The following is a 14128-nucleotide window of genomic DNA, read 5'->3' on the forward strand; positions in this document are numbered from 1 at the left end:
CGGCTCCTTCCCGCGCGCCTCAGGAGGCCGGCGGGGTGGTGGGCAGCGTCGGCAGCGTGGGGGTCGTGGTCGTCGTCGTGGGTGGCGTGGTCGGGGTCGTCGTCGTGGTCGTCGTCGGGGTCGGCGTGGGGGCCTGCGCCACCGTGATGGTGATCGTGGTCCCGTCGTCGACCTTCGTGTCGGCCTTGATGCTCTGCGCGATGACGGTGTTCTCGGGCTCGGTGCTCTCCTTGAACACGGTCTTGATGTTGAGCCCCTTCTGGCTCAGGGCATCCGAGGCGTCGTTGCGGGTGCGACCCACGACGTCGGGCACGGTCACCTTGCCCGATGACACGGTCAGCACGACCTCGCTGCCGGCGGAGACCGTCGTCCCGGCGGACGGCGAGGTCTCGACGACCTTGCCCTTGTCCACGCCGGAGTCGTCGACCGTCTTCACCTCGGAGGCCACCGTCAGGTCGAGGTTGGCCAGCGCGGTGCGGGCCTCGTCCTGGCCGTAGCCCTTGAGGTCGGGGAGCTGCACCGTGTCCGGGCCCTTGGAGACGCTGAGCTGGACCTGGCTGCCCTTGGGGGCCTTCTCGCCGTCGCCGGGGTTCTGGTCGACCACCGTGCCCACGTCCTTGGGGCTGGCGACGTCCATCCGCTCGGGCACCAGGCCCGCCGCGCGGATCCTGGCCTCTGCGGTCTCCACCGGCAGGTTCACGACGCCGGGCACCGTGACCGTCGCAGTGGTGTCGGGTGCGCGGTTGAGCAGGGACTTGCCGGCGAGCACGAGCAGGGCGAGGGCGCCGACCACGGCGAGCAGCAGCAGCACGTAGGCGAAGCCGCGGCGCCTGCGCGGCTCGTCGTCGGGGTCGTGGCCGATGGCCGGCAGGGTCGCGGTGTTGCCGTGCTCGGCCGCGGGCGCCCCGGCATACCCGGTCTGGGTGGGGATCACCGTCGTGGCCGCCGCGGACAGCGGGGCCATCGCCACGGTGGTGGCGGCGCCGGCGACCGCGGCGGTGCCGCGCGCGCCGTCGCTGATCGGGCGGCCGAGCCGCGCGGCCTGCAGGTCGGCGCGGAAGGCGGTCGCGTCCTGGTACCTGGCCTCGCGGTCCTTGGCAAGGGCGTGCAGGACCACGGCGTCGAGCGCGGGCGGGACGTCGGGGTTGAGCGCCGACGGCCGCAGCGGGGCCTGCTCGACGTGCTGGTAGGCGATGGCGACGGGCGAGTCGGCCTGGAACGGCGGCCGCCCGGTGAGCAGCTCGAAGAGGAGACAGCCGGTGGAGTACAGGTCCGAGCGGGCGTCGACGTGCTTGCCCTGCGCCTGCTCGGGCGAGAGGTACTGGGCGGTGCCGATGACGGCCTGGGTCTGGGTCATCGTCGCGTTGGCGTCGGCCATCGCGCGGGCGATGCCGAAGTCCATGACCTTGACCTCGCCGTGCCGGCCGACCATGACGTTGGCGGGCTTGATGTCGCGGTGGACGATGCCCATCCGGTGGCTGTAGGCGAGGGCGTCGAGGATCCCCTCGGTGATCCGGGCCGCCTCGGAGGGGTCGAGCGGCGAGCGCTCGCCGAGCAGCTGGCGCAGCGTCTGGCCCTCGACGTACTCCATGACGATGTACGGGGCGGGCCGCGTGGCGCCGCCGGCCTCGGTGACGGTGTCCTCGCCGGAGTCGTAGACGGCGACGATCGAGGCGTGGTTGAGGCCGGCCGCGGACTGGGCCTCGCGGCGGAAGCGGACGAGGAAGGAGCTGTCCCGCGCGAGGTCGGAGCGCAGCATCTTGACGGCCACGGGTCGGCCGAGCCTGGTGTCGTGCCCGAGGTGGACCTCGGCCATGCCGCCGCGGCCGAGGAGCTCGCCGACCTCGTAGCGGCCCCCGAGGACCTGTCGTGCGATCACTTCTTCTTCTCTCCCTTGCCCTTGCCCTTGCCCGGCTGGTGCGCGGGCGGCGGCTGGGGCTGGCTGGCTGCGGGTTTCGCGGTCGTGGTCGTGCTGGTCGTGCGCGCGGTCGTCGGGGTTGACGAGGTCGCCCTTGTGGTGACGCTGCCGGCGGGTGTCGGGTTGGTGGTCTTCCCGGACGTGGAGCCGCCGGCACGTCCGCCGAGGGCGAGCGCGAGGACCAGGACGAGCAGGACGGCGGCGAGCCCGACGACCGGGAGCAGCCACGCCGGGCGCCGGGTGTCGTGCTCGACCGTGCTCTCCGTGACGCGCAGGGCGGCCTGGGCCGGCGTGGTGACCAGCACCGACGTGGGCAGGGCCTCGTCCGGTGCCAGGCCGGGGGCGCCGGCCACGACAGGCGAGACGGCCGAACGTGCCCCCGGGAGGAGGTGCTCGGGAACCTCGCCGTCGGGGAGGGAGAGGGCCTCGGCGAACTCGGCCGCGCTCGGGGGGCGTTTCGCGGGGTCCTTGGCCAGGGCCGCCATCACGGTGGTGCGCAGCGGCTCGCCGATCTCGTCCGACAGCTGCGGCGCCGGCTGGCTGACGTGCGCCAGGGCGGTGGTCACCATGGTGTCGCCGGAGAACGGCCGGCGTCCGGTGAGCATCTCGTAGCCCACCACCGCCAGGGCGTACACGTCGCTCAGGGGGCCGGCGGGCTCACCCTGCGCCTGCTCGGGCGACAGGTAGTGCGGGGTGCCGAGGACCTCGCCGGTCTGGGTCATCGGCGCCTCGTTGAGCGCCCGGGCGATGCCGAAGTCGGTGAGCTTGGCGTACCCGTCGGCGTTGACGACGATGTTCGCCGGCTTCACGTCGCGGTGCACGACCCCCGCCTCGTGCGCGGCCTGCAGGGCCCGGGCCGTCTGGACGAGGATGTCGCGCACCTCCTCCTGCGGCAGCGGTGCCCGCTCGCGGATGATCGCCGAGAGCGGCTCGCCCTCGAGGAGCTCCATCACGAGGTATGCCGTGCCGGAGTCGTCGCCGAAGTCGTGGACGGTGCCGATGTTGGGGTGGCTGAGCCCGCCGCTGTGCCGCGCCTCGGCGTGGAACCGCTCGACGAAGGCAGCGTCGTCCGAGCCGTCCGGGCGCAGCACCTTCACGGCGACGTCGCGGTCGAGGGTGGCGTCGTGGGCGCGCCAGACCTCGCCCATGCCGCCGGCCGCGATGCGCTCGGTGAGGTGGTAGCGGGAGGCCAGGACCTGGCCGGTCTCGAAGCTCACCTGCCCAGCACCGCTTCCATGACGGCCTTGGCGATGGGGGCGGCCACGCGTCCGCCGAAGGCCTCGCTGCCGGCGTTGCCGCCGTCCTCGACGACGACCGCGACCGCGACCTTCGGGTCCTGGGCGGGCGCGAACGAGATGAACCACGCGTGCGGCGGCTGGCCCGTGGCGTGCTGGGCCGTGCCGGTCTTGCCCGCGACCTCGACCCCGCTGATCTGCGCGGCGGTGCCGGTGCCGGACTTCACGACGGTCTCCATCATCCGCGTGAGAGCGGCCGCGGTGTTGGCGGAGACGGCCTGGGACAGCTGCTCGGGCTGGGCCTCGTCGATGGTCTCGAGGTCGGAGGAGGTCACCTTGGAGACGAGGTAGGGCTTCATCACGATGCCCTTGTTGGCGATGGCCGCGGCGACCATGGCCATCTGCAGCGGCGTGACGCGCACGTCGTACTGTCCGATGGCGGACTGCGCGAGCTGCGGCTCGTTGAGCTGGGCCGGCACGCTGCTCGGCGTCACCGTCATGGGGATCGAGAGCCGGTCGCCGATGCCGAACTTGGCCGCCTGCGCGCGGAACGCGTCCGCGCCGACCTGCATGCCGAGCCAGCCGTATGCCGTGTTGCACGAGATCTCGAGGGCGTGGGTGAGGGAGGTCTTGTCGTTCGGCCCACAGGGGCGGCGGTCGTCGTTGGGCAGGTTGACCGTCGTCTGGGGCAGGTCGAGCGTGGCCGGACCCGGGATCTGGCTCTCCTCGGTGAACTTGCCGGACTCCAGCGCCGCGGCCGTGGTCACGACCTTGAAGGTCGACCCGGGCGGGTAGAGGTTGCCGGCGATGGCACGGTCGACCATGGGCCGGTCACCGTCGGCGTTGAGCTTCTTCCAGGCGGCGACGACCTTGGTGGTGTCGTGGCTGCTCAGGACCGACGGGTCGTACGACGGGTGGCTCACGAGCGCGAGGACCTCGCCGGTCTTGGGGTTGAGCGCTACGACGGCCCCCCGCTGGTTGCCGAGGGCCTTGTCGGCCGCGGCCTGGGCCTTGGCGTCGAGGGTGAGCTCGAGGCTGGCGCCGGTCTGCTCCTTGCCGGTGAGGATGTCGGACACCCGGCGGTAGAAGAGCTTGTCCGAGGCACCGGACAGCAGCGAGTCCTCGGCCCCCTCGATGCCTCCCCCCGCGCCGTACGTGAACGAGTAGTAGCCGGTGACGTGCGCGTACAGGTCCTTCTTGGGGTACGTCCGCAGCCACTTGAGCTCGTCCTTCGAGGGGACGGACTTGGCGATGGGGGCGCCGCCGACGAGGATCTGCCCGCGCTCGCGGGCGTACGTCGCGAGCAGGGTGCGCCGGTTGTCCGGCCGCTCGTTGAGCGACCTGGCCTGCACGAACTGGATGAGGGTCGTCGACACGAGCAGCGCGCTGAACAGCAGCGCGACCACGGTCGACAGGCGGCGGATGGGGGCGTTCACCGGACCGGCACCACTTCCGTGCGGGCCTCGGCGGCGGCGCTGGGGCCCTCCGGCACCTCGGCCACGGGGCGCCGGGCGCGGTCGCTGATCCGCAGGAGCAGCGCGACGAGCGACCAGTTGGCCAGCAGCGAGGACCCTCCGTAGGACAGGAACGGCATGGTCAGGCCGGTGAGCGGGATGACGCGCGTGACGCCACCGACGACGACGAAGCACTGCAGCGCCACCGAGAACGCCAGGCCCGCCGCGAGCAGCTTGCCGAAGCCGTCACGCACGCCGATCGCGGTGCGCATGCCGCGCTCGACGATGAGGACGTAGCAGATCAGCAGGGCGAAGACGCCGATGAGGCCGAGCTCCTCGCCGAAGCTCGGGACGATGAAGTCGGACTCGGCGAAGTACGTGAGGTCGGGACGTCCGCGGCCCAGGCCGGTGCCGAGGAGGCCGCCGGCAGCCATCCCCATGAGGCCCTTGGCGACCTGGTCGGACTGCCCCGGGGCGAACGGGTCGAGCCACAGCTGCACCCGCTCCTGCACGTGGCCGAAGATCAGGTACGCGACGTAGGCACCGGCGCAGAACAGGGTCATGCCGATCGCGATCCACGAGACCCGTTCGGTGGCGACGTAGAGCATGGCGACGAACAGGCCGAACAGCAGCAGCGAGGAGCCGAGGTCGGTCTCGAAGACGAGGACCCCGAGCGACAGCGCCCACGCCACGAGGATCGGGCCGAGGTCGCGCCCACGTGGCAAGGTCAGGCCGAGGAACTTGCGTCCCGCGAGCGACAGGGCGTCACGGGTCTGCACGAGGTACCCGGCGAAGAAGATCGCCAGCAGGATCTTGGCGACCTCACCGGGCTGGAAGGTGAACGGACCCAGGCCGATCCAGATGCGGGAGCCGTAGACCGACCGCCCGATGCCCGGCACGAGCGGCATGATGAGCAGCACGAACGCGGCGACCGCCGCGGTGAAGGTGTAGCGGCGCAGGACGCGGTGGTCGCGCAGGAGCCAGATGACGCCGGCGGCGATCGCGACCGACAGCGCGCTCCAGGTCAGCTGCTTGAGGGCCAGCCCCTCGCCGAGCGAGCGCCCGTGCGCGAGGTCGAGCCGGTGGATCATGACCAGGCCGAGGCCGTTGAGCAGCGTCACGATCGGCAGCAGGAGCGGGTCGGCGTACGCGGCCTTCCAGCGCAGCAGCAGGTGGAAGCCGACGGCGAGCACCAGCAGCCCGGCGACCTGGGTCGTCAGGCCGGGCGGGACGCTGCCGCTGACGGCGAGCGAGACGTTGACGTACGCCAGCACGACGATGCCGACGGCCATCAGCAGCAGCACCAGCTCGACGTTGCGGCGGGTGCGCGGGGGATGGCTCGAGACGGTCGTCATGGCTTGGCGGTGGTCGACGGGCTGCTGGTGGGGCCGGCCGTCGTGCTCGGGGTGGTCGTGGTCGACGGCGTCGGCGTGGTCGAGCCGGAGCCGTCGCACTCGTTACCGGTCGCGCGGGCCACCGCGCAGCGGGAGGCCTCCATCCGCAGCTGCTCCACCAGCGTCTCGGCGGCCTTGCGGGTGTCGGTGGAGACGGTCGACTGGACCTTGTTGCGGTAGAAGTCCGGCAGGTCCGAGACCTGCACGTCGGTCTGCTGCTCGACGTGCGACAGGCTCACCGGGCCGATGTCCTGCGACACGCCCTGGAAGACCGCGACCTGCCCGCCGTGCGCCCCGACGAACCACTGGCGCTGGGTCCAGGCGTATGCCGCGTACGCGCCGCCGCCGACCACGACGAGGACGACGAGCAGCAGCGCGAGCCGGCGCACCCACCGTCCCGGTCCGGCCGGGCCCTCCTCGGCCAGGGGGACCCCGTCGTCGTCGTCCTGCTCGCCGGCTGCCTCGCGGGCGAGGGCTGCCGCCTTGCCTGCGGGCGTGAGGGGGATGGGGCGGGTGCCGCCGCGCCCGCCGCGGGAGGCCGCGGCGCCGACGATCTGCGGCTGGGTCGGGGTCTCCTGGGCGCGGGTGGCGTCGAGGACGTCCCCGATGACGATCGTGACGTTGTCCGGTGCCCCGGCCTTGAGGGCCAGCTCGACGAGCCGGTCGGCCGTGCGGCCCGGGGACTCCCCGGCGGTGAGCACCTCGGCGACGGTGTCGGCCGCCACGTAGTCGGTGAGGCCGTCGGAGGCGATGAGGTAGCGGTCTCCGACCCGGGCCTCGCGGACGGCGATGTCCGGCTCGTCGTCGGGTGCACCCGTGAGGACCCGGGTGACCAGGGACCGCTGCGGGTGGCCGATCGCCTCGTCCGCGGTGATCCGGCCCTCGTCGACGAGGCTCTGGACGAACGAGTGGTCCTTGGTGATCTGGGTGACCTCGCCGTCGCGGACGAGGAAGGCGCGGGAGTCGCCGATGTGGGCGAGGACCAGCTTGTTGCGCGAGCGCAGGATCGCGATGAGCGTCGTGCCCATGCCGTGCAGGCTCGGGTCGCTGCGGACCATGTCGGCGAGCTCGGCGTTGGCGCGCTCGATGCGCTCGAGCAGCGCCTTGCTCGCCTCGGCGGACCCGTGGGCCTCGTCGTCGAGGTCGGCCAGCGCACCGATCACCACCGAGGAGGCGATGTCACCGCCGGCGTGCCCGCCCATGCCGTCGGCCATGGCGAGGAGCCGGGACCCGGCATACCCGGAGTCCTGGTTCTCCGACCGCACCATCCCGACGTCGGAGCGGGCGGCATAGTTGAACGCGAAGGGCATCGTGGTCGCTGCCTATCGCCGCAGCTCGATGACGGTCTTGCCGATGCGCAGGCTGGTGCCCGCCTCGACGCGGACGGGCTCGGTGAGCCGCTGAGTGCCCAGCCAGGTGCCGTTGGTCGAGCCGAGGTCCTCGATGAACCACGCACCGTCGCGCTGGAACACGCGGGCGTGCCGGCCGCTGGCGAAGTCGTCGTCGAGCACGAGCGCGCACTCGGGGTTGCGGCCGATCACCGTGCCGGCCTCGCGCAGCGGCAGGGAGGTGCCGGTGAGCGACCCCTGGGTGACGACGAGCGTGCGGGGGGCGGTGGAGTGCGGCTGGCGCTTGGCCGGGCGGGGCTGCTCGCGGGCAGGCGGCGCCGCGGGACCGCGGGCGGGACGCGACGGCTTGCGCGGGGTCCGGCTCATGACGCGGGTGCCGTACAGGTCGCCGCGCAGCACGCCGACGACGCTGAACACGAAGACCCACAGGAGGACGAGCAGGCCGAGGCGGATGATCGTCAGGGTGAGCTCACTCATGCGGGGACATCACCGCCGACCGGCGCGGTAGACGACAGAGGTGCGGCCCACCGTGATCCGGTCCCCGTCGGACAGGCGCTGGCTGCTGATCCTCTCGCTGTTGACGAACGTCCCGTTGGTCGAGCCGAGGTCCTTGATGCTCACGACCAGGTGCGGGCCGTCGTGGGTGACCCGGATCTCGCTGTGGCGCCGGGAGATGCCGGGGTCGTCGAGGATGATGTCGGCGCTGTCGTCCCGCCCGAGCACCGTGATGGCGCCCATCAGGGGGTAGCGCTCGCCGTCGACGTCGAGCCACGGCCGGTCGGCCGGGTTGGGGCGCCGGGGCGGTGCCGGCTGGACCGGCGCCTGGCGCTGGGTGGCCTCGAGGCCGTCGGCGTCCGGGGCCGAGATCGGCGGGGGCACCGGTGCCGGGGCGGCGGCAGGGGCCGGTGCGGGCGAGGCCGCACGGCTCGGGGCAGCTCCGGGGCGGCGCGCGGTGGAGGTCCGCAGCCGGAACACGCCGGTCTCGAGGTCGTTCGCGCTGGAGAAGGAGACCTGGATGGGGCCCCCGGGCTGGTAGCGCTGGGACTCTGCGTGCTCCTGGGCGGCGGCGATCAGCTCGTTCTCGAGCTCCTCGTCGTAACCGCCGAGGCGGTCGTAGTCGGTGTCGGAGAGCTCGACGGTGTAGAGGTTGGGGACGATCGTGCGCCCCGGGCCGAGGATGGCGGCCCGGTCGTCCATGGCCCGGCGGATCGCGCTCGCGATCTCGACCGGCTGCACCTCGGACTTGAAGGCCCGTGCGAAGGCACCGTTGACGGCACGCTCGAGGCGCCGCTCGACGCGGTCGAACAGTCCCACCTCTCGCACTCCTTCCGTGTGTCCGGCACACGATCGTAACCGGGTCGGCCGGGTGGAGCCGTGCCGCCGTGCGGAGGGTCGTCCTCAGATGTGCGCCCGCAGGCCACCCGGTTTGGCGAACGATGGGGACGTACCCCACAATGGGGGCCGTCCACGCGCAAGTGGCGGAACGGCAGACGCGCTGTCTTCAGGTGGCAGTGTCCTTACGGGCGTGGGGGTTCAAATCCCCCCTTGCGCACTGAACGAAGAAGGACCCCGACACGCTTTTCGTCGGGGTCCTTCTTCGTTCACTTGGTGACACGGCGGGATTTGGGGAGGAGCGGCGAGGAACGAGCCGCGACTCAGACGCTGATGACGATCCACGAGAGCGCGGCCAGCGTCAGCAGGACGTCGAGCAGCAGCGGCGCCCACGCGCCCGGCCGCCCGGCGAACAGCGCGCGTCGCGCCAGCACCCCGGACACCCCGACCGGGATCCAGGTGACGCCGATGCCCAGCACGGCCACCAGCAGGGCGAACCACAGCGGCGTCGGGTCGCTCTCCTGCCAGTCGGTGAACGCGTACGGCAGGTACGCCGCGACGAACCCCGCCGCGAACGACAGGGGCAGGGCGAGGAGCACCAGCCACGACCGGGTGACCAGGTGGCGGCTCGACTCGTCCTGAGGGGCCTGCCTGCGGTCCCTTCGCTCGATCGTGCTCATGGTGGCGACTCCTCCCGGGTCCGTCCTGCTGGGTCCAGCCTCGGGGTCCGGGGCCGTGGCACGAAGGGCCTTTGGTCACCCGGGCGCGCGGTCCCGGATGCCGGCCCGGAATGCCGGTGAGGGACCCGCAGTTGCACCGCTCATGACGACGTGGGGCTTCATCGGCAGTGGTCACATCGGCGGCACCGTCGCCCGTCTCGCCCTCGCGGCCGGTCACCAGGTGGTGATGAGCAACAGCCGCGGTCCGGACACCCTCGCAGACCTGGTCGCCGCGCTGGGCCCGGGTGCCCGCGCGGGCACGACCCAGGAGGCTGCCGAGGCCGGGGACGTCGTCGTGGTGACCATCCCCCTCCGCGCCCTGCGGGACGTCCCCGTCGAGCCGCTGCGCGGCAAGGTCGTCATCGACACGATGAACTACTACCCGCAGCGGGACGGCTCCTTCCCGGGGCTCGACGACGAGTCCACGACCTCCTCCGAGCTGCTCCAGCAGCACCTGCCGGAGTCCAGCGTCGTCAAGGCGTTCAACAACATCTACTTCGAGCACCTCGCCACCCTCGGGCGCCCGTCGGGTGCCCCGGACCGCAGCGCCCTGGCGATCGCCGGCGACGACCGTGCCGCCAAGGGCACGGTCACCCGCCTGCTCGACGAGCTGGGCTACGACACCGTCGACCTCGGACCGCTGTCCGAGGGCTGGCGCACCCAGCCGGACACGGCGGCATACGGGCTCATGTATGCCGCGGACCCCGAGGACTGGTCGGCCGGTGGCCGCCCCGTGCCGGCGTCGGACGTCGCGGACCGCGCGGCGCAGTCGCGCCGGCGCCACCAGTCCTGAGCGGGGCGCTGCCCGGGTGGGACGGTCGTAGCGCGACCGGTCTGCCTCAGGCGGTGCTGCCCGTGTTGACGCAGAGCCGCACGACCAGCCCCCCGTGCGGCGATCCCGGCTCGCAGCGGAACCGCGGGTCGAGCGACGGCAGGGCCCTACCGGCGTAGGAGACCACCCACACGCGCCGGTAGCGGTCCTCCGTGCGCGTCGCGGCAGCGCCCGTGGCCTGCGGCACCCGGAACCCGACGGTGTGCCCGCGGGGCAGGGCCAGGACGTCGGTGGGGACCCGCGCCCCGTCGCCGGTGGCTGCTGCCTCCCGCCGCAGGTAGTAGGACATCCCGAGCCGGACGGAGGTGTCGGCCCACACGGCCCCGTCCCCCGGACGCGCCCGGGACAGGAGCTCGTGGCTGGCGAGGCGGTAGTCCTCGTGCTGGTAGGACGCAGCCACGACCGAGACCGTCCCCACGGCCAGGACGGCCGCCGTGGCGGCGGCAGCTACCAGCCGGGTCGCGTGGTGGCGCAGCGCGACGACGGCACCGGCGAGGACGAGGGACTGGAACGGCACGACCGGCTCGAGGTACCGGGGGACGAACGTCGGCGCCACCACGCTGGCGGCGGCGAGGGCGGCGAGCGGCACGACGAGGACCCCGAGCAGCAGCAGCGTCGTGCGCCGCTCGAACACGCGGGAGCGGGCCACCACCAGGGCGGCCGCGAGGGTCGCTGCGAGCACGACCGGCCCGCCGGCCAGCAGTGACGCCCCGCCGACGAGGGAGGACGGGGTGATGGGTGGCACCCACGCGAGCTGGCCCCGCTGGCGCAGCGAGACGGCGAGCACCACCGCGGTGACCAGGCCGACGGGGACGTTCCAGGCCAGCCAGCGCCGGCGGCCGCGGCCGTCAGCGGGCAGCAGAGCGAGCGCCACCACGCCCAGGACGAGTACGGCATACAGGTGCAGCACGACCGAGGTCGAGGCCGCCAGCACGTAGAGGACGGAGGTGCGCCGACGTGCCGGGTCCTCGGGTGCGAGGTCGTGGAGGCGGACCGCGAGCAGGGTCGAGGCGAGGACCGTCGCGGTGACGAGGGCGTACGGACGGGCGTCGCGCGCGTAGGCCACCGCGAAGGGGTGCACCGCGACGAACAGCGCCGGCACCAGCCCGGCCCGGGGGCCGAGCCAGCGCTGGCCGAGCCGCGCGGTCAGCAGGACGGTCGCGACGAACCCGACCACGCTCGGCAGCCGCAGCGTCCAGTCGGCCGCGCCGACGACGTCACGCCACAGGTGCAGCAGGGCGTAGTAGGGGCCGATGTTGGCGTCGGTCACGCCCAGCAGCGCGTCGAGGCGCACCCAGCTGAGCGAGGACGCCCACGCCGATGCGACCTCGTCGTACCAGAGCGGCTGGTCGTCGAGGCGGGCGAGACCGAGCGCGCCGGCCACGAGCAGCACCGCGACGAGCAGGGGTGCGACAGCCCGACCGGGGAGCCGCAGGCGCCCGGGGACCACGACACGGTCGGTCCACGCCACCCCCTGATCGTCGGGGGTCGGACTGCAGCGGGGCTGGGTGCCACCTGAGGATCTGCTCAACCCCCGCTGTGCCGGGCCCGGGTCGCCGTCATCGCCGGTCCGGGGCGAGGCTGCCGTGCCCGGCGAGGGCGGCCCGGCCGTCGTCCACCAGCCGGCGCAGGCTGTCCGCGGCGGACCACCCGGCGGGGTCGGACGTCGACCCCCACTGCGCGACCTGCTCGCGGGCCCACCTGGTCCAGCGCAGCACCGCGAGCTCCTGCTCGAGCTGGAGCCGCAGCGAGAGCGCGCTCAGGTGCAGCCGCTCGGGGAAGGCGGACTCGTCAAGCGAGGCCTCCGCCATCGCGGTCAGCGACTCGATCCGCTCGGCCGCCTCGTCGCCCTGTCGCGACAGCGTCGCGTCCAGCTGTTCGAGGTCACCCGCATCGGCGAAGAACACCTTGACCATCGCCTCGGACTCCCCGGACCGGGGTGCCGCGGGCTGGTTCAGCCACTCGCGCAGGGCGGCACGTCCCTCGGGGGTGATCGTGTAGACCGTGCGCGGGCGCCGGCCGGTGTGCTCCGTGCGGGACGTCGCGAGTCCGCGCTCCACGAGCGCCTTGGGCTCCTGGTAGAGCTTGCGCTCGGCCCGCGGCCAGAACCAGTTGAGGCTGCGACGGACCTGCTGGGCGAGCTCGTAGGTGGTCCACGACCGCAGGGACAGCAGGCCGAGGACGGCGTAGGAGGTGCCGGTGGGGGCGCTGGGCATGGGACATCTTGACACGGTGCCCTGGGCAGTATCACCCTGATCCCACATACTGCACAGGACAGTAAATGAGAGGACCGACCATGACGACCACCTCGTCCAGCGCACCCACGGCCCACCCGGGCACCTCCGGTGCCGAGACGTTGCCGGTGACCGACCTCGGTGGCGGGGGGCCCGCCCTGGTCTTCGTGCCCGGCTGGTGCGGCGACCGAACCGTCTTCGACCCGCTCCTCGAGCGGTCCGCCCGGCTCCGGCGCTCACTGTCCGTGGACCTGCCCGGGCACGGTGAGTCCCGCCGTCCCGGGGACTACGACAGCTCGCTGCTGGCCGACGCGGTCGTGGCGACCCTCGACGCGGCCGGCGTGGAGGCGTTCGTCCCCGTCGCTCTGTCGCACGCGGGGTGGACCGCCCTCGAGCTGCGGCGGCGGCTCGGGCCGGCACGGGTCCCGGGCGTGGTGCTGCTCGACTGGATGCCGCTGGGCGCCCCGCCCGGCTTCGCCGACGCGCTCGCCGCGCTGCAGTCCGCCGCCTGGCGGGAGGTCCGCGCCGCCCTGCAGGACCTGTGGACCGCGGGGCTCGACCTGCCCGACCTGCGGCGGTACGTCGCGGACATGGGCACCTATGGGCGGGAGCACTGGCACCGCGCCGGGCGCGAGATCGCAGCGGGGTTCGAGCGACACCCCGTGCCGCTGGAGGCGTTCGCCGCCGTGCAGCCGTGCCCCGTGCTGCACCTCTATGCCCAGCCGGACGACCCCGCGCTCCTCGTCGCCCAGCAGGCATGGGCAGACGAGCGCCCCTGGTTCTCCGTGCGCCGGCTGGAGGCTGCGAGCCACTTCCCCATGTTCGAGGTGCCTGCTGAGATGGTCGCGGCCATCGAGGACTTCGTCGGGAGGGTCGCGTGACGGTGCTGGCCGTGGTCGTGGCGCACCCCGACGACGAGACGTTCGGGTGCGGGTCGGTGCTCCTGCGCGCCGCAGCCCGAGGGGTCCGCACGGTGGTCGTGTGCGCGACGCGCGGGGAGGCCGGCGAGGTGCACGAGCGCGTGCAGGTGCCGGCAGGCGGCGTGGCGGCCCTCCGCGAGGCCGAGCTGCGGGCGGCGGCCGCGGCGCTGGGCGTCGACGACGTGGTGCTGCTCGACTTCCGCGACTCCGGGATGGACGGCCCGTGCGCACCCGACACGCTGAGCGGGGCGCCGTTCGACTTGGTCGTCGACTCCCTCGCCGCCGCCCTCGAACCGCTGCACCCGGACGTCGTCGTCACCCTCGACGGCAGCGACGGGCACCGCGACCACCGTCGCGTCCGCGACGCCCTGGACGTGGTCCTCGACGGCACCGGGACGCCGCTGTACCGGCACGCGCTGCCGCGGTCGCTGATGCGCGAGTGGGTCCGGCACCACCAGGGTGACGCCGCTGCGGCGGCCTACACGACCAACCCGTCCATCGGCACGCCCGACGAGGAGGTCACCACGGTGCTCGACGCCTCCGACCACTACGGGGACCGGCTCGAGGCCATCGCCCTGCACCGGTCCCAGGGCTCCCCCTTCGACGGACTGCCCGAGCAGCTGCGCCGGGCCTTCCTCGCCACCGACCACCTCGTCCGGGCCGACCCGCCGTGGACGGGTGGGGAGCAGGAGCGCGAGCTGCTCGGCCTCCCGTGGTCCTGACGCCCGCCCTCGGCAGCTG

Annotated in this window: 13 protein-coding genes and 1 tRNA gene; 4 read left to right on the forward strand and 10 right to left on the reverse strand. The window is 73.3% G+C overall.

From position 1 onward, the window contains the following. Positions 1-19: 19 nt before the first annotated feature. Genes pknB through J2X64_RS08240 form a run of 7 tightly spaced genes read right to left on the reverse strand, consistent with a single transcriptional unit; the run spans position 20 to position 8664 of the window. The gene (gene pknB, locus J2X64_RS08210) at positions 20-1879 is read right to left on the reverse strand and encodes a Stk1 family PASTA domain-containing Ser/Thr kinase (RefSeq protein WP_310152194.1); all 1860 of its coding nucleotides are present in this window, start codon (positions 1877-1879) and stop codon (positions 20-22) included. Beyond that, positions 1876-3135, reverse strand: coding sequence for a serine/threonine-protein kinase (locus tag J2X64_RS08215; protein WP_310152197.1), 1260 nt, complete (start codon positions 3133-3135; stop codon positions 1876-1878). Before J2X64_RS08215 ends, pknB begins: the two co-directional genes overlap by 4 nt. Next, entirely contained in the window at positions 3132-4589 is a 1458-nt protein-coding gene (locus J2X64_RS08220) for a penicillin-binding transpeptidase domain-containing protein (RefSeq protein ID WP_310152200.1), read from the reverse strand. Before J2X64_RS08220 ends, J2X64_RS08215 begins: the two co-directional genes overlap by 4 nt. Then, the gene (locus J2X64_RS08225) at positions 4586-5962 is read right to left on the reverse strand and encodes an FtsW/RodA/SpoVE family cell cycle protein (RefSeq protein ID WP_310153183.1); all 1377 of its coding nucleotides are present in this window, start codon (positions 5960-5962) and stop codon (positions 4586-4588) included. Before J2X64_RS08225 ends, J2X64_RS08220 begins: the two co-directional genes overlap by 4 nt. Beyond that, positions 5959-7311, reverse strand: coding sequence for a protein phosphatase 2C domain-containing protein (locus J2X64_RS08230; protein WP_310152204.1), 1353 nt, complete (start codon positions 7309-7311; stop codon positions 5959-5961). The genes J2X64_RS08225 and J2X64_RS08230 overlap by 4 nt, the downstream gene beginning before the upstream one ends. Positions 7312-7323: 12 nt before the next feature. After that, on the reverse strand, positions 7324-7827 hold the full coding sequence (locus J2X64_RS08235) for an FHA domain-containing protein (protein ID WP_310152207.1): 504 nt from the start codon (positions 7825-7827) through the stop codon (positions 7324-7326). A 9-nt stretch (positions 7828-7836) separates the two neighbouring features. Further along, a complete protein-coding gene (locus tag J2X64_RS08240) occupies positions 7837-8664 on the reverse strand; it encodes a DUF3662 and FHA domain-containing protein (protein ID WP_310152210.1) in 828 nt (275 codons plus the stop codon). A gap of 155 nt (positions 8665-8819) precedes the next feature. Between J2X64_RS08240 and J2X64_RS08245 the strand changes: the two genes are divergently transcribed. Beyond that, a tRNA-Leu gene (locus J2X64_RS08245) sits at positions 8820-8902 on the forward strand. A 103-nt stretch (positions 8903-9005) separates the two neighbouring features. On the opposite strand, the gene J2X64_RS08250 is transcribed toward J2X64_RS08245, so the two are convergent. Then, positions 9006-9362 (reverse strand): hypothetical protein, encoded by a 357-nt coding sequence (locus tag J2X64_RS08250; RefSeq protein WP_310152213.1) that lies wholly within the window; start codon positions 9360-9362, stop codon positions 9006-9008. A gap of 142 nt (positions 9363-9504) precedes the next feature. On the opposite strand from J2X64_RS08250, the gene J2X64_RS08255 reads away from it, so the two are divergent. Next, a complete protein-coding gene (locus J2X64_RS08255; protein ID WP_310152216.1) occupies positions 9505-10194 on the forward strand; it encodes an NADPH-dependent F420 reductase in 690 nt (229 codons plus the stop codon). Positions 10195-10240: 46 nt separating this feature from the next. Here J2X64_RS08255 and J2X64_RS08260 read toward each other — a convergent pair whose 3' ends face one another. Together J2X64_RS08260 and J2X64_RS08265 are read right to left on the reverse strand one after the other, a co-directional pair. Further along, entirely contained in the window at positions 10241-11704 is a 1464-nt protein-coding gene (locus J2X64_RS08260) for a glycosyltransferase family 39 protein (RefSeq protein WP_310152219.1), read from the reverse strand. Between the two features lie 88 nt (positions 11705-11792). Beyond that, positions 11793-12449, reverse strand: coding sequence for a PadR family transcriptional regulator (locus J2X64_RS08265; RefSeq protein WP_310152222.1), 657 nt, complete (start codon positions 12447-12449; stop codon positions 11793-11795). An 80-nt stretch (positions 12450-12529) separates the two neighbouring features. On the opposite strand from J2X64_RS08265, the gene J2X64_RS08270 reads away from it, so the two are divergent. Both J2X64_RS08270 and J2X64_RS08275 read left to right on the forward strand, forming a co-directional pair. Further along, complete coding sequence (locus tag J2X64_RS08270) at positions 12530-13348, forward strand: alpha/beta hydrolase (RefSeq protein WP_310152226.1); 819 nt, start codon at positions 12530-12532, stop codon at positions 13346-13348. Next, entirely contained in the window at positions 13345-14109 is a 765-nt protein-coding gene (locus tag J2X64_RS08275; RefSeq protein WP_310152230.1) for a PIG-L deacetylase family protein, read from the forward strand. Before J2X64_RS08270 ends, J2X64_RS08275 begins: the two co-directional genes overlap by 4 nt. Positions 14110-14128: the final 19 nt, after the last annotated feature.

It is taken from the genome of Phycicoccus sp. 3266, assembly GCF_031456495.1.
GTDB lineage: Bacteria > Actinomycetota > Actinomycetes > Actinomycetales > Dermatophilaceae > Pedococcus.